Raw genomic sequence first — 18,789 nt, 5'->3', positions numbered from 1 at the left:
CTCGCCTCCAGTTTGATGGCGGTCACTGTGCTCTGGGTCACACGCCCCGGCAACAGCGGATCAACACTTCGCTTAAGTGGCCCGCGGAGGAGACGGACGCCGCGGGGCTCAGCTCCAGAGCGTCACGTGCACGGCGGGCCGGAACCGGCCGTGCGTGACGCCGCGGCCGCGCAGCATCGCCTGGGTCGCGCGCGGGGTGCTGACGAACCGCGCCATCTCCTCCGCCGCGGGCGTGGCCCGCTGGCCGGCGAGGATCGAGATGTTCCACGAGCCCTGGCCCTGGACCGGCCGGCCGGGCACCTGGACGAGCGCGCCGGCGGCGAGGTCCTGGGCGACCGCGAAGGCGACCGCCAGCGTGACGCCGGCCCCGCGCTTGGCCTCCTCGAGGGCGGCGGCGTGGCTCTGGAAGATCTGCTGCCGCTCCTCGGGTACGCCGATGCGGTGCAGCAGTCCCGGGATCACCCCTGCGTCGTCGGCGGCCGACGGACCGAGCAGCCACGTCTGCTCGCGCAGCATCGCGACGCCGGGCCGCCCGCGGGTGACGGGATGGTCGGGGCTGACCACCGCGAGCACGTGGTAGTTGAGGAACAGCCGGCTGCTGACCGCGGGTTCGGTGGTCGCGGGGCGGGGGCCGACGGTCGCGTCGACGGTGCGGGTGAGCAGCAGCTGCTCGAAGTCGCGGGCCGGGTGGACGCTGAGCTCGACATCGAGGTCCTGGGCGCGGTCGGCGAAGAGCCCGATGAGCCCGGGGGCGGCGTACTCCGCGAAGAGCGAGGTCGTCGCGAGCCGCAGCATCCGGCGGCCGACGCCGGCCTCGCGCACCTCGAGGACGGTCCGATCCTGGAGGCCCAGCAGCTCGACCGCCCGGCTGGCCAGCCGCAGTCCGCCGGGGGTGAACGCCAGCCCCGACGCGGTGCGGTTGAACAGCTGGTCCCCGAGCTCCTTGCGCAACTGGCCGACGTGCAGCGACACCGCCGCCTCGGAGACCCCGAGGTCGGCGGCCGCGGCCTTCACCGAGCCGAGTCGGACGACGGTCGCGAACGCGCGCAGCTGGGTCGGGGTCACGGCGACCACCTCGCCAGCAGCGCCGCGTAGTCGGCCTCGGTGTCCACGTCGGCGGGCACCGACGCGTCGACGTCGACCGTCACCAGCGCGGGGCCGGCGGCGTCGACCAGCTTCCACACCGCCTTGTCGCCGTGCAGGGTTGCGAGGTCGGCGAAGAGCCCCCGGCCCAGCCAGAAGGGGTGTCCGAGTCCGTCGCGGTAGCGGCACACCGCGAGCTCGGCGTCGACCGACGCGACGGCACGAACGGCGTCGGGCGACACCTCCGGCTGGTCGCCCAGCATCAGCACGACCCCGTCGGCGGCGGAGGAGATCGCCGGGAGGGCGGCGACGATCGACGACGAGCACCCGGCGCCGAAGCCGGGGTTGCGCACCACGTCGAGACCCGCCAGGTCGACGGTCGCGGCGACCTCGTCGGCCGCGCCGCCGATCGCGACGACGACCTGGCCGAAGCCGCAGGAGCGCACGACCGACAGGGTGGCGTCGAGCAGCGTGCCGGCGCCCAGGGGCAGCAGCTGCTTGGGCCGGCCGAGCCGCGAGGACCCGCCGGCGGCCAGGACGAGCGCGGTGACGTCAGCGAGGTGGCGTGGCACGGCCGTGCATCGCCTCCCACACGCGGGACGGGGTGAGCGGCATGTCGGCGTGCCGCACGCCGTACGGCGCCAGCGCGTCGATCACCGCGTTGACGACCGCCGGGGGCGAGCCCACGGTCGCGGACTCGCCGACGCCCTTGGCGCCGATCGGGTGGTGGGGCGACGGGGTCACGGTCATGCCGGTCTCCCAGTCGGGCACCTCGAGCGCGGTCGGGAGGAGGTAGTCCATGAGCGAGCCGCCGAGGCAGTTGCCGTGCTCGTCGTACCCGATGAACTCCATCAGCGCCATGCCGACGCCGTCGGTGAGGCCGCCGTGGATCTGGCCCTCGACGATCATCTCGTTGATCCGGGTGCCGCAGTCGTCGACCGCGACGAACCGGCGCACCCTCACCACGGCCGTTCCGGGGTCGATGTCCACGACGCAGATGTAGGCGCCGTACGGATACGTGAGGCTGTCGGGGTTGTAGGACACCTGCGCGTCCAGCCCGCCCTCGACCCCGTCGGGCAGGTCGCCGGCGCCGTGCGCCCGCATCGCCACCTGCTGGATGGTGACGCCGCTGCCGGGCACACCACGCACGTCGAACCGGCCCTTGGTCCACTCCAGGTCCTCGGGCGCGACCTCGAGCATCCCGGCCGCGATCAGCCGCGCCTTCGCGCGCACCCGTCGTGCGGCGATCACCGCCGCCGCACCCGAGACCGGCGTCGAGCGGGAGCCGTAGGTCCCCAGCCCGTACGGCGTGTTGTCGGTGTCGCCGTGCACCACGTCGACGTCGTCGGGATGGATGCCGAGCTCCTCGGCGATCAGCTGGGCGAACGTCGTCTCGTGGCCCTGCCCCTGGGTCTGCACCGAGATCCGCACGACCGCCGTCCCGGTCGGGTGCACCCGCAGCTCGCAGCCGTCGGCCATGCCGAGGCCGAGCATGTCCATGTCCTTGCGCGGTCCGGCGCCGACCGCCTCGGTGAAGAAGGAGACGCCGATCCCCATCAACTCTCCCCGCGCACGCTTCTCCGCCTGCTCGGCGCGCAGCTCGTCGTACCGCGCGATCCGGAGCGCCTCACGCATCGTGGCCTCGTAGTCGCCGGAGTCGTACACCCAGCCGGTGCGGCTCGTGTAGGGGAACTGCTCGGGCCGCAGGAAGTTGCGCAGCCGCAGCTCGACCGGGTCGACGCCGAGCTCGTGGGCGAGCAGGTCGACCATCCGCTCGACCAGGTAGACCGCCTCGGCGATGCGGAACGAGCACGCGTACGCGACGCCGCCGGGCGCCTTGTTCGTGTGCACCGCGGTCATCGAGCAGTACGCCGCCTCGAGGTCGTAGCTCCCGGTGAAGACGCCGAAGAAGCCGCCCGGGAACTTCCGCGGCGCGGCCGTCCCGTTGAAGGCGCCGTGGTCGGCGAGCACGTGGCTGCGCACCGCGAGGATCCGGCCGTCGTGCGTCGCGGCGATCTCGCCGGTCATCACGTAGTCGCGGGCGAAGCCGGACGCGACCAGGTTCTCGGTGCGGTCCTCGGTCCACTTCACCGGCCGGCCGGTGACCATCGACCCGACGATCGCGCACACGTAGCCCGGGTAGATCGGCACCTTGTTGCCGAAGCCGCCGCCGATGTCCGGCGCGATCACCCGGATCCGGTGCTCCGGCACGCCGGCGAACATGGAGTAGAGCGTCCGGTGCGCGTGCGGCGCCTGCGTCGTCGCCCAGAGGGTGAGCTTCTCCTCCACCCGGTCGTAGTCGGCGACCGCGCCGCAGGTCTCCAGCGGCGCCGGGTGCACCCGCGGGAAGACCAGCTCCTGCCGCACGACGACGTCGGCGCGGTCGAAGACCGCAGCCGTCTCGGCCGCGTCGCCGGTCTCCCAGTCGAAGCAGTGGTTGTCGGCCTTGCCGGGCACGTCGTCGCGGATCAACGGCGCGTCCGGCTCGAGCGCCCGGCGGACGTCGACGACCGGGTCGAGCACCTCGTACTCGACGTCGATCAGCTCGAGGGCGTCCCGAGCGGCGTACCGGTCCTCGGCGACGACGAACGCGACCTCCTGCCCCTGGAAGCGCACCTTGTCGGTGGCGAGCACGGCCTGGACGTCGCCCGACAGCGTCGGCATCCAGGCCAGCCCGCGCTCGGCGAGCATCGCGCCGGTGACGACGGCCTTGACCTGGGGGTGCGCCTCGGCGGCGAGGGTGTCGACGGAGACCAGGCGGGCGTGCGCGACCGGCGAGCGCAGGATCGCGAGGTGCAGCATGCCGGGCAGCGCGATGTCGTCGAGGTACCTGCCGCGCCCGCGGACGAACCGCCGGTCCTCCTTGCGGAGCATCCGGCCGTGCCCGATCGGCGCGGTCGACGTCATGCCTCGATCCTCCCCTCCGGGTGCTCGGCTGCCCAGCGCACGCTCCTCACGATCGAGGCGTAGCCGGTGCACCGGCAGATCTGGCCCGAGATCGCCTCGCGGATCGTGTGCTCGCTCGGGTCGGGGTCGCGGTCGAGCAGCGCGCGCGCGGACATCAGCATCCCGGAGGTGCAGAAGCCGCACTGCAGACCGTGGCACTCCATGAAGCCCTGCTGGACGGGGTCGAGCACCCCGTCGTACTCGAGGTCCTCGACGGTCCGCACGTCGTGGCCGGACGCCATCGCGGCGAGCACGGTGCAGGACTTCACGGGCTCGCCGTCGTAGAGGACGACGCAGCTGCCGCAGTTGCTGGTGTCGCAGCCCCAGTGCGTGCCGGTGAGGCCGAGCTCGTCGCGCAGCAGGTGCACGAGCAGCAGCCGGGCCTCGACGTCGCGCGTCACCGGCTCGCCGTTGACGGTGAGGGTCACCTCCACGTGGCCACCCTCTCCCACGCCGTGCGGAGGGTGCGGCGGGTGAGCTCGCCGGCCAGGTGGCGCTTGTAGTCCGCGCTCCCCCGGCCGTCGGTCACCGGGCGGCAGCTCTCGGCGGCGATCGAGGCCGCCGCGTCCCAGGCGTCCTCGCTCGGGCTCCGGCCGCGCAGGGCAGCCGAGACGGCGGGGATCCCGGTGGTGTTCGGGCCGACCGCAGCCAGCCCGACCCGGGCGTCGGCGATCGTGTCGTTGTCGTCGACCCAGAGCGCGGCACCGACCGCGGTGACGGCCCAGTCGCCGGCCCGGCGGTCGACCTTCGCGTAGGCGCTGCTGCCCCGGGGCCGCACCGGGATGCGCACCTCGATCAGGATCTCGTCGTGCCCGACGACGGTCTGGTAGGGCCCGAGGTGGAAGTCGTCCATCGACACCACCCGCTCACCGTGCGGCCCGCGGATCACGCAGCTCGCGTCCAGCGTCGTGCAGACCGACGAGAGGTCCTCGGACGGGTCGGCCTGGCAGAGCGCGCCGCCGAGCGTGCCGCGGTTGCGCACGGGCGGGTCGGCGATCACCCGCTCGGCGTCGCGGAAGATGGGGCAGATGTCGGCGAGCGGGTCGGACTCCAGCAGCTCGCGGTGCCGTGTCATCGCGCCGATCCGCACCTCGGTCTCACGGATGTCGACGTAGCCGAGCTCGCCGTGCAGGTCGTTGATGTCGACCAGGTACTCGGGGTTGGCGAGGCGCAGCTTCATCATCGGCAGCAGACTGTGCCCGCCCGCGATCAGCCGCGCCTCCTCGCCGAGCCGGGACAGCAGCCCGATCGCGTGCTCGACGCTGGTCGCACGCTCGTACTCGATCGGCGCGGGGACCTGCACGGTGCCGACCGTACCGCTCGACAGTCCCGCCGTGGCCGGTATCGACATCGCCGATCCCTGGCCGAGCCGGAGGACGACCGTCGGGTTCCGGCCGTCCGCCGGCTACGGACGGGCGTCGTCGAGGGCGGCGGCCACCCGGCGGTGCGCCTCCCAGATCCCCTGGGGCAGGCCGTCGAACTGGCCCAGGTGCTGCGCGCGGAAGCCTCCGGGGTGGGGAGTACGCCGACCGGCGAGGGCCGCCCGGAGACCAGGCCGTCCTTGAGCTGGACGAGCCAGAGCAGCGCGCGCAGGTTCTCCCGGTAGCCCGGCCAGCGGAAGTGGCCGTCCTCGGGGTCGCGCTGGAACCAGTTCACGTGCGCGAAGATCGGCGGCTTCGTCGCGGCGCCGATGATCCGCAGCCAGTGCGCGGCGTACTCCCCCTCGGAGTAGGCCATGAACGGACGCATCGACATCGGGTCGTAGCGCAGCTGCCCGTCGACGCCCTCGGCGGCGAAGGTGGCCTCGGCGCCGAGCGTCAGCCCGTCGTACACGCCCTCGGCGAGGTCGGTGATCGCGCGGACCAGCGGCTCGCGGTCGCTGGTGCGGCCGCCGAAGATGATCGCGTCGATCGGGACGCCCGCGGGGTCCTCGTAGTCCGAGGCGACGTTCGGGACATTGGCCAGCGAGGTCGTGAACCGGCTGTTCGGGTGCGCCCACGGCGAGGTGTCCCCGGGCGCGCGCTCGGAGATCAGCTCGCCCTTCCAGTCCCGCCAGCCGGTGACGTCGGCCGGCGGCTCGGGGGTCTTGCCCTCCCACCAGACGTCGTGCGTGTCGGCGTTGTAGGCGACGTTGGTGAAGATCGCGCCGCTGCCGGGCCGGATCGCGTCGAGCGCGGTCGGGTTGGTCTTCTCGTTGGTGTCCTTGGCGACGCCGAAGACGCCGTTCTCCGGGTTCATCCCGTAGACCCGACCGTCCTCGCCGACCCACAGCCACGCGATGTCGTCGCCGTAGAACTCGACCCGGTAGCGGTCGCCCAGCGCGTCCGGCGCCAGCGTCATCGCGAGGTTGGTCTTGCCCGAGGCGCTCGGGAAGCCGCCGCAGACGTGCCAGCGCTTGCCGGTCTCCTGGTCGACGATCCCGAGCAGCATGAACTGCTCGGCGAGGAAGCCGCGCGAGGCCCAGCCGTCGTAGCAGGCCTGGCGCAGGCCGTGCGCGATCTTGCCGAGCAGGGCGTTGCCGCCGTACGACGAGCCGAAGTGCAGGATCGTCCGCTCGTCGGCGACGGTGACGAAGTAGCGCTGGTCGTCGGGCGTGCCCTGGCCGAGGTTCTCCAGGTCGCCGGTGACGTGGACGGCGCGGACGAAGCTGTTCGGGTCCTCGAGCTCGTCGACGTACGCCGCGCCCACCCGCGCCATGCGGATCATGTGCAGCACGACGGTCCGGGTGTCGGTGAGCTCGACGCCGGCGGCGTACCGCTCGAGCGGCGAGCCGGGCGGCGCCATGAGGTACGGGACGACGTACATGGTCTTGCCGGCCGACGCGCCGCGCATCCGCTCGACCAGCATCGGCTTCATCTCCGACGCCGGCCGCCAGTTGTTGTAGACGCCGCGGTCCGCCGGCTCGTTCGTGGCGACCACCGTGCGCTCCTCGGAGCGCGCGGTGTCCTTGTGGTAGCTGCGTGAGTAGTACCGGCCCTCGCCCGCCGGCTGGAGCTCACCGGCGTCCAGGGCCTCCTGGACCAGTCGGGCGTCGTCGGCCGCGCTCACGACCTCGATCCGCTCCGGCTGGGTGATCTCCGCCCAGTGCGCGACGTACTCGCGCACGTGGGGGTTCGTCAGACCTGCCTCGTCGAGGACTGCCTGCACGTCGACCATGAACTGCACACCTTTCGGCCAGCACGCCCTGTGGGGGGCACCGTACCCACCGGGACAGCGGGTGACCCCCCGCAGGGTGGGCCCGAAGGTCTGCTCGTGGTCCGCGCGTGGTCAGCCCGCGGCGGGGGCGATGCGCCGGCGTCGCTCGCGGACGAGCAGCAGGACGCCGATGACCAGCGCCGGGATGCCGACGACGTAGCCGACCAGCGGCACGGTGTCCTCGATCAGACCGAGCGTCGACAGGTTGTCCCGGGTGTCGTCGACGTTCTTCCGCACCTGGGCGTCGGTGAACTCCAGGTCGAGCTCGAGGATCGGCCCGATGCCGTCGGCCTGGCGCTCCTGGTGGACGACCTGGTCGATGATCGTGCCGGTGCGCGGCTCGATGAAGTAGTCGGTCGTGGCCTGGTAGTCGCCGGGCACCCCCGCGATCACGTCGACGCCGGAGACGTCCACGGTCGCGACGTAGTGGTAGGTCTCGAGGCCGTCGACGTCCTGCGTGCCCTCGTAGGTGGCGTCGACCGCGTCCCCGGCCAGTCCGTCCCAGACGGGTAGGTCTTCTTCTCGGCGCCGAACGGCCACTTGTTCTGGAGCCCCTCCTGCGGCGTCGCGTCGGCCGGCAGGTACTCGTCGTCGTTCACGGTCATGCCGGTGTGCCGGTCGGTCGCGAAGACGTCGGTCTCGGCGCTGATCAGCCGGCCCTGCGGGTCGTCCTCGTCCACGCAGCCGGTCGGGTCGCCCTCGTCGACGACCAGGCAGAGCGTGCTCACCCAGGCGATGACGTCGTCGTCGGAGACGTCGGCGTCGGCCCGGTTGGTGCTGAACGCGACCACGTCGAGCGGCTCGAGCTCGTAGTCGTTCGCGGGGTTCGCCTTCATCGCGCTGCCGGAGAGGTAGGTCGTGTTGTCGGTGTCCAGCGGCGTCCGCTCGACCTGGGCCGGGGCCCAGGTCTGGGCCACGACGGCGGCGACGACGAGGAAGGCGCCGAGGGCGACCAGCACCCAGGCGAGGATCTTGCGCATGCTGACGAGCTCACGTTTTCTTGGAGCGGGGTTACCGACCGGTAGAGGTTACGGGTCCGCGATCCCTCCCGGACCCGGCATGTCCGAAGTCACAGCAGCGGACAGGTGCGCGGCGGGCAGGTGGTTGACTGAGCACCGCCGGACCCGCGTCGTCGCAGCGCCGGCGCCCCAGGAGCACGACGAGTCAGCAGAGGACGAATCCGAACATGGGCTATGTGTACGCGTTCGCCAGCGGTAACAAGGACATGCGTGACCTGCTGGGCGGCAAGGGGGCGAACCTCGCCGAGATGACGAACCTCGAGCTGCCCGTGCCGCCGGGCTTCACCATCACCACCGAGGCCTGTCGCGCCTACCTGGCCGACGGCGGCGACCCCGACGGCCTGGGCGAGGAGATCTCCGAGCACCTGGCCGCACTGGAGTCGACCATGGGCCGGCGCCTCGGTGCGGCCGACGACCCGCTCCTGGTGAGCGTCCGGTCGGGCGCGAAGTTCTCGATGCCCGGGATGATGGAGACCGTCTTGAACATCGGCCTCAACGACGACTCGGTCGTGGGCCTGGCCCGGCAGAGCGACGACGAGCGCTTCGCCCAGGACTCCTACCGCCGGCTGCTGCAGATGTTCGGCACCACCGTCCTCGACATCGACGCGGAGCACTTCGCCGATGCGCTGGACGCAGCCAAGAGGGCGCGCGGCACCGAGAACGACCTGGACCTCGACGCCGACGACCTGCGAGCGCTGGTCGCGACCTTCAAGGAGATCGTCCGGGAGCACACCGGCAGCGACTTCCCGCAGGACCCGCGCGAGCAGCTCGACCTGGCCATGCGCGCGGTCTTCGACTCGTGGAACACCGACCGCGCACGGCTCTACCGCCGGCAGGAGCGGATCCCGGACGACCTCGGCACCGCGGTGAACGTCCAGGCCATGGTCTTCGGCAACTTCGGCATGACCTCCGGCTCCGGCGTCGCCTTCACCCGGGACCCGGCCAGCGGCGCGCAAGGGGAGTACGGCGACTACCTCCAGAACGCGCAGGGCGAGGACGTGGTCGCCGGCATCCGCAACACGGTGAGCCTTGCCGACTTCGCGGAGGTCGACCGCCGGTCCCACGACGAGCTGCTGGCGATCATGGCGCGGCTGGAGCGGCACTACCGCGACATGTGCGACATCGAGTTCACCGTCGAGCGGGGGAAGCTCTGGATGCTCCAGACCCGCGTCGGCAAGCGCACCCCGGAGGCGGCGTTCCGGATCGCCGTGAACATGGTGGACGAGGGCCTGATCCAGATGGACGAGGCGGTCACCCGTGTCACGGGCGACCAGCTCGCGCAGCTGATGTTCCCCCGGTTCGACGACTCGGCCGAGCGGACGCTGCTCGCGGTCGGCATGAACGCCTCCCCCGGCGCCGCGGTCGGGAAGGCCGTGTTCGACTCCGACACGGCGGTCGAGTGGGCCGAGCGCGGCGAGGACGTCATCCTCGTCCGCAAGGAGACCAACCCGGACGACCTCCGCGGCATGGTGGCGGCCCGCGGCATCCTGACCAGCCGCGGCGGCAAGACGTCCCACGCGGCCGTGGTCGCGCGTGGCATGGGCCGCACCTGCGTGTGCGGCGCCGACGCACTCGACGTCGACGCGAAGGCGCGCGAGTTCCGGACCCGCGACGGGGTGACGGTGCGCGAGGGTGACGTGGTCTCGATCGACGGCACGACCGGGGAGGTCTTCGCCGGCGCGGTGCCGGTCTCCGCGGCCCTCGTGGTGCGGTACTTCGAGGGCGAGAAGGTCGACCACGACCTGGTCGACGCGGTCGCGCGGATCATGGCCCACGCCGACGGCGCTCGCCGGCTCCGGGTCCGGACGAACGCCGACACCCCGGAGGACGCAGCACGAGCCCGCAGCTTCGGCGCCCAGGGCATCGGCCTGTGCCGCACCGAGCACATGTTCCTCGGCGACCGTCGCGAGCTGGTCGAGCGGCTGATCGTGGCCGAGGACGAGGACACGCAGCGCACCGCCCTGGAAGCGCTCCTGCCGCTGCAGCGCCAGGACTTCACCGAGATCTTCGACGCGATGGACGGGCTCCCCGTCACCATCCGCTTGCTCGACCCGCCGCTGCACGAGTTCCTCCCCGACCTCACCGAGCTGTCCGTGCGGGTGGCTCTGGCCGAGGAGCGGGGTGACGTCGACGAGCACGACCGGGTCCTGCTCCGGCACGTGGTCCGGTTGCACGAGCAGAACCCGATGCTGGGCCTGCGCGGCGTACGACTCGGCATCCAGATCCCCGGCCTGTTCCGGATGCAGGCCCGCGCCATCCTCGAGGCCGCGGCCGACCGCACCGCGGCCGGCATGCGCCCGCTGCCGGAGATCATGATCCCGCTGGTGGCCAGCGTCCGCGAGCTCGAGATCGTCAAGGCCGACATCCTCGCGGTCGCCCGCGAGATCGAGGAGGACCGCGGCGTGAAGCTCGACTACGCCGTCGGCACGATGATCGAGCTGCCCCGCGCCGCCTTCCTGGCGGACCGGATCGCCAAGGAGGCCGAGTTCTTCTCCTTCGGCACCAACGACCTCACCCAGATGGCCTGGGGGTTCTCCCGCGACGACGTCGAGGCGTCGTTCTTCTCCCGCTACTTCGAGCACGCCATCTTCGACGTCTCGCCCTTCGAGTCCCTCGACCAGCTCGGCGTCGGCGGCATGGTCGAGATGGGGACCAAGAAGGGCCGCAAGGCCCGGCCCGACCTCAAGGTCGGCGTCTGCGGGGAGCACGGCGGCGATCCGCGCTCGATCCACTTCTTCGACCGGGTCGGGCTGAGCTACGTGTCGTGCTCGCCGTTCCGCGTGCCGGTCGCCCGCCTGGAGGCGGGGCGCTCCGTGCTGCTCGCGAGGAGCACGGGCTGACCGTGCTCCCCGCGAGGATCACCGTCCGAGCCGACCACGACCGCTCCGCGCCGGGCCGCGCCGGACGAGGATCGTGTGGCGGCCCTCGATACAACAGAGGGCGAGCGCCGTCGCCGGAGTGATCGCGACGCGCATCGGTCCATCGCTCGAACGCACGAGACAGCTGGCGGAGAGCTCCGGCCGGTCGAGCTCCAGCCGGACGGCCAGCGGATGAAGCCCGTCGCGGTGGAGCTGACCGGGTGCCGAGCGGTCGGGGAGCACGGGCAGAGTGACGGTCTCCCGATCACCCCGGGAGTCCTCGACGACGAGCCGGCAGCCCTCCTCCGTCAGCTCCCGGTCGCGCACGACATAGGTCTGGGAGGACTCCCGGGTTTCGGCGGTCGCCTCCGGTACACGCATCACGCGACTGCCTCCTGGGAATCGACACGGGTTCGCGGTGTGCCGGATCCAGCACCCGCACCACTCAAGGATCTCTCCCGCCCCGGCGCGAACCCATCCACCGATCGGAGGACCGGGCGCCCGGCCCATCGCCTGCTGTGCGGCGGTGGGCCGGGCGCCAGGGTCGTCAGAGTCGACCGGCGTTGATCGCCGCGGCCACCCTGCCTCGCAGACGGTCTGCGAGAACCGCGACAGCGAGGACCAGGCCGAGAACGATCATCTCGTAGTACGACTCGATCCTCGCCAGGTTCATCCCGTTGGTGACCAGACCCAGGAAGACAGCGCCGAGCACCGCGTTGAGCACGTTGCCGGAGCCGCCCCGCAGGCTCACGCCGCCGATGACAGCAGCCGCGATGGTCAGCAGCGGGAGATCGGCTCCGATGTTCGACTCGCCCGTCTGCAGTCGCGCGGTCAGGAGCAGAGCACCGATCGCCACCAGCACGCCGGACGCCATGTAGGCCAGCGCCATGGTCCATCCGGGACTGATGCCGGACAACCGGGCGGCGTGGGGGTTCGAGCCCACCGCGTAGAGATTCCGGCCGGGCCTGGTCCACCGCAGCAACGCCCAGAGAGTCGCCGCCGCGGCGACCGCGATCCAGATCGGGGTGGACACTCCCCACCAGTTGGAGTAGCCGAACAGGTCACTGAACTCGACAGGCAGACCGCTCACCGGCACGCCCGCCGTCACCTTCAGCGCAACGCCGGTGAAGACCGACGCAGTGGCCAGCGTCATGATGAACGGGTTGATCTTCAGCATGCCGATGCCGATCGCGTTGACCGCGCCCGCCCCCAGGCCTACCAGGAGCCCGATGACCAGGCCGAGCACGATGGCCTCGGCCGGGCCGGCACCGGCCGCCAGCCGGTCGGCCATGGCCGTAGCGCTGGCGACCGACACGAGGGCGGTGATGGCGCCGACCGACAGGTCGAAGCCTCCCGCCACCAGCACCACGAACTGAGCCAGGACGATGATCGCGATGTAGGCGTTCTGCCGGAGCGCCGACTGCAGGTTGTCGACCGTCAAGAAGTTCGGCGACAGAATGCTGAAGACCACGATCGCGATGACGAGCAGGATGGGCAGGGCTCCGACACGTGCGAAGACTCTTGCCCCGAGCCCGACAACGTTCATTCGGCGCTTCCCGGCGGCAGCCGGCGCCGTATTGGCCACGACGTCGGTCATCCGACAGCCTCCATCTCATCCCAGTGCATCATGTGCTGGAGCACCCTTTCCTCGTTGATTTCGTCGCCCTGGAGATGGGCGGTGATGCGTCCCTGGCAGAAGACGTAGACCCGGTGACACAGGTGGAGCACCTCGGGCAGGTCTGAGGAGACGATCACGACGCCCGCACCGGCCTCGGCGATCTCGGCCACGCGCTGGTAGATGGAGACGCGTGCCCCGACGTCGACGCCGACCGTCGGCTCGTCGAGGAGCAGGACCTCGCAGTCGCTGAGCAGAGCCCGGCCCAGCAGGGCCTTCTGCTGGTTGCCGCCCGAGTAGGCCTCGGCGTTCCGGTCCGGATCGGGCGGCGACAGCTTCATCGTCTGCAGCACCTGCGCTACCTCGCGTTGTTCGGCTCTCCGCCGGACCAGAGTGCGTGCCCAGGAGAAGTGACCGAGCCACGGCAGAGAGACGGACTCCCGGAGCGGGCGATTGAGCAACAGGCCTTCGCTCTTGCGGTCCGGCGGGAGATAGACGACCCGGTTCTTCAGCGACCGAGCGATGGACGCACCGGTGACTGGTCTGCCGTGCAGCTCGAGCTGGCCCGTGGCCAGGCGCTCCACTCCCGCACAAGCGCGCGCTGCGTGCGACTTGCCCGAGCCCATGAGGCCGGCGAAACCGACGACCTCGCCCTTGCGGACCTCGAAGGAAGCATCGGACACCGCCTTGTCGCGGGTGGTGAGACCGACGGCACTGAGCGCGACCGTCGACGTCGGAGGGGGAATGACCGGATAGATCTGGTCCATGACCCGCCCCGTCATCAGTCGGATCAGCTCGTCCGAGGAGGTTGTGCCGGGCACCGTCGTGACGTACTTCCCGTCGCGAAGCACGGTCACGCGATCGGCCAGGCGCGTGATCTCGCCCATCCGGTGAGTCACGTAGACGACGCCCACGCCTCGGCGCTTCAGGTCCCCGACGAGCTCGTAGAGCCGCTCACACTCGGTGTCGTTCAGTGATGCGGTGGGTTCGTCGAGGATGAGCACCTTGAGGTCTGACCGGAAGGCCTTCGCGATCTCCACCATCTGCTGCTCGGCACGAGTGAGTGTCTCGACCGGGGCATCGAGCGGGATCTCGAATCCCAGTCCGCCCAGCCGCTGTCGCGCCAGCTCCCTGACCGCGCGACGGCTCACGACGCCCGCGCGGGACGGCTGTTCGCCCATCACCACGTTCTCGGCCACCGAGAGGGACGGAGCGAGTGAGAACTCCTGGAACACGGCGCTGACGCCGAGGCGACGTGCGTCGGCGACGTTTCGGAGGGACGTCTCCCGCCCGGCGAGCCGCACGCTCCCGGCGTCGGAGCTCGCCGCTCCGGCCATGATGGAGATCAGTGTCGACTTCCCCGCGCCGTTCTCTCCGAAGAGGACGTGGGTCTCGCCCTCCAGCAACTGGAAGTCGACCGAGTCGAGCGCGACGACACCTGGGAATCGCTTCGAGATGCCGACCATCTCGAGCGCCGGAATCTGATGAGTCATTTCGTGAACTCCTGCCTGCCCACGGTGGGGCGACGCGCAGCGCGTCGCCCCACCTGGGTGGTGGGCGGCTAGTTGGCGGAGTAGGAGAACTCGGCGCTCCAGTCCGTCGGCGCGAGCGTGGTGGTGGAGTCCCAGGACTCGAGAGCACCCTTGTCGATCACCTGGAGCGCGGGAGCGACGTGCAGGTCGAACTCCTGCTCCTCCAGCGCCCGGATAGCGAGGTCCGTAGCGATACGCGACGTCAGCACCGCGGGGTCAGCCGCGGAGGCGAGCACGCTCCCGGACTGGATCCCCGAGTAGGTTCCAGGCGTCATGTAGTACGCGAGGACGCCGATGGTGTCGGTGAGGTCCTTGTCGCGCAGGATCGGGCCGGCGGCCTCCGCCGCGACGGCGTTGCCCGCGACGTAGTTGACGTCGGGGTTCGCAGCGAGGGCATCCTCGATGAGCTTGGACTGCGACTCCTTGTCCGTGTTGCCCCACTGCGTGTTGATGACCTCGACATTGCTGCCGGCGAGGGTCTCGGTGAAGCCCTTGTTCGCCTCCTCGGCGAAGCCCGCGCCCTTGGGGCCGGGGAACCAGGCCACCGTCACGTCCTCGCCGCCGGACGCCTCGAGGAGGTACTCCGCCGTCTGCGAGGCGATCTCGCGGTAGGAGATCAGGCTCTGCGCGGTGATGTCGGGCGACGAGACGCCATTGATGAAGTCGATGACCACCTTGCCCTCGGACCTGAGCTTCTCGATGGTGGGGTTGAGGCCGTCCGACGAGATGGCACCGATGATGACCGCGTCGTTGTTCTGAGCGCAGTCCTCGATCTGCTGGATCTGCTTGTCGAGGTTTCCGTAGCCACCGGCCTCGACGACCGTCATGTTGACGCCCGCTCGCTCGGCCTCCTTGATGACGCCGTAGTCGGCGGCCAGCCAGTACGCGTCGGAGAGGTGCGGGAACGAGGCGCAGATGTTCCACGCCTTGCTCACCTCGTCCGTCGGAGAGTACTCCTGCTCGGTGCTCTCGGACTCGAATCCCGGCTCGGGCCACACGGCCACGCTCGTCGGGAACCAGTCCTCGGTGGCCTCGTCAGGCGCTGAGCTGGCTGCGCCGTCGGACGAGCCGCAGCCGGCCAGACCAAGCGCGATCACCGCGGTGCCCGCTGCCACAAGTGTTCTGGATTGCATTGTGATCTCCTTGAACAAGCCCTACCTCCGAGCACAGCCGGGCATAACTGGAAAGATGCGTAGGTCACTTCCACTGAACCGATGACGCTGGTTCAGACGTCGAGAATCAGCCGCTCACCTCTCGCTCTGGATACGCACGGATACATGACATTTCCCGAGAGTCGGTCGGTCAGCGAGAGGATGGCGTCTCGATGATCGGGCTCCCCTTCGACCACCTCGAGCTCGCACGTTCCGCACGTTCCGTCCCGGCAGTCGTAGTTCACGTCGACCCCTGCCGCGATGAGAGCGTCGAGGACGGTCACCTGAGGCCCGACCTGCACGGTCTGGCCGCTCTCCGCGCACACGACCGTCACCGGTCGGTCATCCGGCTGGTGCTTGGCGACCGAGGGCGCGAACCGCTCCACGTGGACCTCGCGGCCGATGGAGAGGGCGACCTCCTCGATGGCGTGCAGAAGCTGCTCGGGACCGCAGCAGTAGATCGCATGGTCCGCAGGCGCCTCGGCGAGGATCGACGACAGCTTCAAGAGACCATGCACGTCCTGCGGAAGCAGGTGGGCCCGGCCGTCCATCCCTGAGAACTCGTCGAAGTACGCCATCGAAGCGCGGCGGCGACCTCCGTAGTAGAGCCTCCACGGCTTGCCGGAGCGCTCGCAGGCGTTCACCATCGCGCGGATCGGGGTGATCCCGATGCCCCCGGCGACGAAGACGTAGCCCGGCGCGTCGATCAGCTTGAAGTGATTGCGGGGACGGCCGATCTGGATCCGCGAGCCGAGGTCGAGCTGCTCGTGCACATATCTCGATCCCCCGCGACCTGCCGGCTCGAAGAGGACCGCGAACTCGTACGACGTCCGGTCGTCGGGGTCCCCGCACAACGAGTAGTGGCGCAGCATCCCTGGGAGGTAGACGTCGACGTGCGCGCCCGGCGACCACGAGGGCAAGGGAGCTCCGTCGGTGTCCTGCACCGTCAGCTGGACGACATCGTGAGCGATCAACTCCCGGTGGGCCACTTCGACGGTGAGCTGGTTCCGGCTCGACTTCATCGAGCCGAGCCGTCGCCGGACGGGCGGAGGCTACGGGACAACGTAACCACCGTCCACGGTCAGGACGGCGCCGGTCACGTACGACGCCGACGGGCCGGCGAGCCAGGCGATGGCTTCCCCCACCTCGTCGGCCGTGCCCACGCGACCCATGGGGACGGACTCCTTGATGGCGTCGAGCAGGTGCGACCCGTTCGCACCGACGAAGCTGTCCAGGAGCGGGGTCCCGATCGGCCCGGGGGAGACCACGTTCACGCGGATGTTGCTGGTCGCGTAGTCGAGCGACGCGGACTTCGACAGCCCGATCACGCCGTGCTTGCTCGCGCAGTACGCCGGCATCCCGCGTTGGCCGACGAGGCCGAAGTTGGACGCCACGTTCACGATCGAGCCGGAGCCGTGCCGGAGCATGGCCTCGAGCTCGACCTGCATGCTCAGGAAGGTCCCCGTCAGGTTGACGCCGATGATGGCGTCCCAGTTCGACGGAGCGCACTCGGCGGCCGGGGCGATCTGACCCTGGATCCCGGCACTGTTGACGGCGGCCGCGAGCGGACCGTAGAGGTCGATCCCTCGCGAGACCGCGCGCTGCAGCTCGTCGATCGCGGTCACGTCGGCGCTGACGGGCGTCGCCTCGCCCCCGTCCTGGCGGATGAGATCGGCTGTCGTCGCGGCGTCGTCCTCCGCGCGGTCGGCGACGATCACGGGGAGGCCCTGGCGGGCAAGCGCCACGGCGCTTGCCCGCCCGATGCCTGAGCCACCGCCGGTGACGAAGGCGAAGCCGAAGGTTTCAGCCATGAGTGTCGCTGCCGAGGAGATCCTGGTCGATCGTGCTCACGTACAGGCGAAGGTCACCGGCGTCGGGGATCGCTCCCTGGTGGTAGATCTCCACGGCGTTCGCCATCTCCGCCATGGTCTTGAGGAGGTTCACGAGGTTCGTGTCCTCGAGGGAGGGGTTCTCGACCGGGCGCGTCGCCAAGTACGACATCGCCCGGGCCACGTGCGGGAGCACCCCGTCGTAGAACGCGACCATCTCCGGGAAGGGAGCGTCCAGACGCCTCGCGATCCGGTCGCTGTCCCTGCTGAGACACCAGTCGGAGAACTCGGCGAGCTCCTCGAATCCCGCCGGGAAGCCAACAGTCGAACTAGGCACGCTTGCCCTCCAGGTAGTCGTCGACGCTGCGGTGGAAAGCCCGGATCTGAACTTCCTGGTCTCCGAGGAAGATGTGCGGTCGGGCTTGGGACTCGCACCCGCGGTGAATGGCCTCGTGGCCGGTCTTGTCCTCGCACAGGAGGTCACGGAAGCGCTTGGCTCCGAACTCCCGGGAGACGAGGTCCGCGAGGTTGGCCGGCTTCGGGAAGTGCAGCCGGATCTCCCACACGACGTTGTTCACGTCGAGGGGCCAGAAGTTGTAGGTGAACATCATGTTGCCGAAGAACGACATGACCATGTTCGGGAACAGCACGTGGAACTCGAACGGGTCGTCGAGCGGCAGCAGCTGCTCCGCGTTCCAGCCCGGGTTCCCGTCGATGAGGGCCTGCGAGAAGGCGGTCTCGTCGTAGTCCTCGGAGACCGACGTGTACCGGGTGTGCAGACCGAGGCGGGAGAAGTCGTTGAGCCTGGTGTAGCCGTCGTCGTTCGAGGCGAACGCGCCCTGCGCCAGGAAGCGGTGCACGGGGGCCAGCATCGGGACGTGGTAGATCTCGTTCTGAGCGTCGATCGCGACCTTCCAGTTCGCCCGCTCGGTGATCTCGTAGCGGTAGTCGAGCTGGAGGATGTCGTAGGGGAAGTTCTCGAACTTCTCACCGAGGGCCCCGAGGTGCTCGCGCAGGGTCGTGGTCCCGGCGTCGTCGAAGTTCACGAAGACGAACCCGTTCCACACCTCGGTGCGGATCGGCACCAGCCCGATGTCGGCGCGGGACTCGAAGTGGAACTCGCCCTCGTCGGGGACCGACTTGACGCTACCGTCCTGATTGTACGCCCAACCGTGGAATCGGCACACCATGGCAGCGGGGCACGTGCCGGAGTCCTCCCACATCAGCTTCATGCCGCGGTGGGAACAGACGTTGTGGAACGCGCGGACCTCGCCCTCGGCGTCCATCGTCACGACGACCTGCTTGTCGAGGACGATGATGTCGCGGGTGAAGAACGAGTTGGCTCCCTCGAGGTCGCGAACGCTGCCGAGGTTGATCCAGCTCTTCGCGAAGAGCTCGGTCCGCTCCTTCTCGAACCACTCCTCCGAGATGAAGCGGTCGACCGTCAGCGGAGCCGTTCCGAGCTCGGCGTTTCGCCGGCTCCACCTCTTCACGTCCTCCATGACCGACGGCTCGTTGGCGAGCCTCGTGTCGTCCGTAGTCGTCATCGTTGATCCTCTCT

15 protein-coding genes and 1 pseudogene are annotated in these 18,789 nt (G+C 70.2%); 1 reads left to right on the top strand and 15 read right to left on the bottom strand.

Annotated elements, in window-relative coordinates; genetic code table 11:
- Positions 1–108: 108 nt before the first annotated feature.
- From ACYQ0U_RS04365 to ACYQ0U_RS04335, 7 genes and pseudogenes are all read right to left on the bottom strand, one after another.
- Positions 109–1,065 carry a LysR family transcriptional regulator gene (locus ACYQ0U_RS04365; RefSeq protein WP_459969808.1) on the bottom strand — a complete coding sequence of 319 codons (957 nt, stop codon included), beginning with the start codon at positions 1,063–1,065 and terminating at the stop codon, positions 109–111.
- Positions 1,062–1,655, bottom strand: coding sequence for a nucleotidyltransferase family protein (locus tag ACYQ0U_RS04360; RefSeq protein WP_459969806.1), 594 nt, complete (start codon positions 1,653–1,655; stop codon positions 1,062–1,064). Before ACYQ0U_RS04360 ends, ACYQ0U_RS04365 begins: the two co-directional genes overlap by 4 nt.
- Positions 1,636–3,990 carry an aerobic carbon-monoxide dehydrogenase large subunit gene (locus ACYQ0U_RS04355; RefSeq protein ID WP_459969804.1) on the bottom strand — a complete coding sequence of 785 codons (2,355 nt, stop codon included), beginning with the start codon at positions 3,988–3,990 and terminating at the stop codon, positions 1,636–1,638. Before ACYQ0U_RS04355 ends, ACYQ0U_RS04360 begins: the two co-directional genes overlap by 20 nt.
- Entirely contained in the window at positions 3,987–4,463 is a 477-nt protein-coding gene (locus ACYQ0U_RS04350) for a (2Fe-2S)-binding protein (protein WP_459969802.1), read from the bottom strand. Before ACYQ0U_RS04350 ends, ACYQ0U_RS04355 begins: the two co-directional genes overlap by 4 nt.
- The gene (locus ACYQ0U_RS04345; protein ID WP_459969800.1) at positions 4,454–5,332 is read right to left on the bottom strand and encodes an FAD binding domain-containing protein; all 879 of its coding nucleotides are present in this window, start codon (positions 5,330–5,332) and stop codon (positions 4,454–4,456) included. The genes ACYQ0U_RS04350 and ACYQ0U_RS04345 overlap by 10 nt, the downstream gene beginning before the upstream one ends.
- Positions 5,239–7,185, bottom strand: a complete 1,947-nt coding sequence (locus ACYQ0U_RS04340) for a phosphoenolpyruvate carboxykinase (GTP) (RefSeq protein ID WP_459969798.1) — start codon at positions 7,183–7,185, stop codon at positions 5,239–5,241. Before ACYQ0U_RS04340 ends, ACYQ0U_RS04345 begins: the two co-directional genes overlap by 94 nt.
- A 111-nt stretch (positions 7,186–7,296) precedes the next feature.
- Positions 7,297–8,204, bottom strand: a pseudogene (locus ACYQ0U_RS04335) (PorA family protein).
- 206 nt (positions 8,205–8,410) lie between these two features.
- Here ACYQ0U_RS04335 and ppdK point away from each other — a divergent pair.
- Positions 8,411–11,083 carry a pyruvate, phosphate dikinase gene (gene ppdK / locus ACYQ0U_RS04330; RefSeq protein ID WP_459969796.1) on the top strand — a complete coding sequence of 891 codons (2,673 nt, stop codon included), beginning with the start codon at positions 8,411–8,413 and terminating at the stop codon, positions 11,081–11,083.
- 18 nt (positions 11,084–11,101) lie between these two features.
- On the opposite strand, the gene ACYQ0U_RS04325 is transcribed toward ppdK, so the two are convergent.
- From ACYQ0U_RS04325 to ACYQ0U_RS04290, 8 genes are all read right to left on the bottom strand, one after another.
- Positions 11,102–11,485, bottom strand: a complete 384-nt coding sequence (locus ACYQ0U_RS04325; protein ID WP_459969794.1) for a hypothetical protein — start codon at positions 11,483–11,485, stop codon at positions 11,102–11,104.
- A gap of 163 nt (positions 11,486–11,648) precedes the next feature.
- On the bottom strand, positions 11,649–12,698 hold the full coding sequence (locus tag ACYQ0U_RS04320) for an ABC transporter permease (protein ID WP_459969792.1): 1,050 nt from the start codon (positions 12,696–12,698) through the stop codon (positions 11,649–11,651).
- Complete coding sequence (locus ACYQ0U_RS04315) at positions 12,695–14,182, bottom strand: sugar ABC transporter ATP-binding protein (protein ID WP_459969981.1); 1,488 nt, start codon at positions 14,180–14,182, stop codon at positions 12,695–12,697. The genes ACYQ0U_RS04320 and ACYQ0U_RS04315 overlap by 4 nt, the downstream gene beginning before the upstream one ends.
- A 95-nt stretch (positions 14,183–14,277) precedes the next feature.
- Positions 14,278–15,381, bottom strand: a complete 1,104-nt coding sequence (gene torT, locus ACYQ0U_RS04310) for a TMAO reductase system periplasmic protein TorT (protein ID WP_459969790.1) — start codon at positions 15,379–15,381, stop codon at positions 14,278–14,280.
- Positions 15,382–15,473: 92 nt separating this feature from the next.
- Positions 15,474–16,421: a PDR/VanB family oxidoreductase gene (locus tag ACYQ0U_RS04305; RefSeq protein WP_459969788.1), complete on the bottom strand. Its 948-nt coding sequence runs from the start codon at positions 16,419–16,421 to the stop codon at positions 15,474–15,476.
- Between the two features lie 30 nt (positions 16,422–16,451).
- Positions 16,452–17,210 (bottom strand): SDR family NAD(P)-dependent oxidoreductase, encoded by a 759-nt coding sequence (locus ACYQ0U_RS04300; RefSeq protein ID WP_459969786.1) that lies wholly within the window; start codon positions 17,208–17,210, stop codon positions 16,452–16,454.
- Positions 17,203–17,565 (bottom strand): hypothetical protein, encoded by a 363-nt coding sequence (locus tag ACYQ0U_RS04295; RefSeq protein ID WP_459969784.1) that lies wholly within the window; start codon positions 17,563–17,565, stop codon positions 17,203–17,205. Before ACYQ0U_RS04295 ends, ACYQ0U_RS04300 begins: the two co-directional genes overlap by 8 nt.
- Positions 17,558–18,775 (bottom strand): aromatic ring-hydroxylating oxygenase subunit alpha, encoded by a 1,218-nt coding sequence (locus tag ACYQ0U_RS04290; RefSeq protein WP_459969782.1) that lies wholly within the window; start codon positions 18,773–18,775, stop codon positions 17,558–17,560. The genes ACYQ0U_RS04295 and ACYQ0U_RS04290 overlap by 8 nt, the downstream gene beginning before the upstream one ends.
- Between the last annotated feature and the right edge of the window lie 14 nt (positions 18,776–18,789).

This window comes from Nocardioides pyridinolyticus (assembly GCF_054653575.1).
This window is presented reverse-complemented; position numbering and strand designations above follow the sequence as displayed.

What these genes read in the sequence shown, in the direction of transcription:
- ACYQ0U_RS04355 (WP_459969804.1), bottom strand. Translation starts at nt 3,990, where the DNA reads ATGACGTCGACCGCGCCGATCGGGCACGGCCGGATGCTCCGCAAGGAG.
- ACYQ0U_RS04320 (WP_459969792.1), bottom strand. Translation starts at nt 12,698, where the DNA reads ATGACCGACGTCGTGGCCAATACGGCGCCGGCTGCCGCCGGGAAGCGC.
- ppdK (WP_459969796.1), top strand. Translation starts at nt 8,411, where the DNA reads ATGGGCTATGTGTACGCGTTCGCCAGCGGTAACAAGGACATGCGTGAC.
- ACYQ0U_RS04300 (WP_459969786.1), bottom strand. Translation starts at nt 17,210, where the DNA reads ATGGCTGAAACCTTCGGCTTCGCCTTCGTCACCGGCGGTGGCTCAGGC.
- ACYQ0U_RS04315 (WP_459969981.1), bottom strand. Translation starts at nt 14,182, where the DNA reads ATGGTCGGCATCTCGAAGCGATTCCCAGGTGTCGTCGCGCTCGACTCG.
- ACYQ0U_RS04305 (WP_459969788.1), bottom strand. Translation starts at nt 16,421, where the DNA reads ATGAAGTCGAGCCGGAACCAGCTCACCGTCGAAGTGGCCCACCGGGAG.
- torT (WP_459969790.1), bottom strand. Translation starts at nt 15,381, where the DNA reads ATGCAATCCAGAACACTTGTGGCAGCGGGCACCGCGGTGATCGCGCTT.
- ACYQ0U_RS04340 (WP_459969798.1), bottom strand. Translation starts at nt 7,185, where the DNA reads ATGGTCGACGTGCAGGCAGTCCTCGACGAGGCAGGTCTGACGAACCCC.
- ACYQ0U_RS04290 (WP_459969782.1), bottom strand. Translation starts at nt 18,775, where the DNA reads ATGACGACTACGGACGACACGAGGCTCGCCAACGAGCCGTCGGTCATG.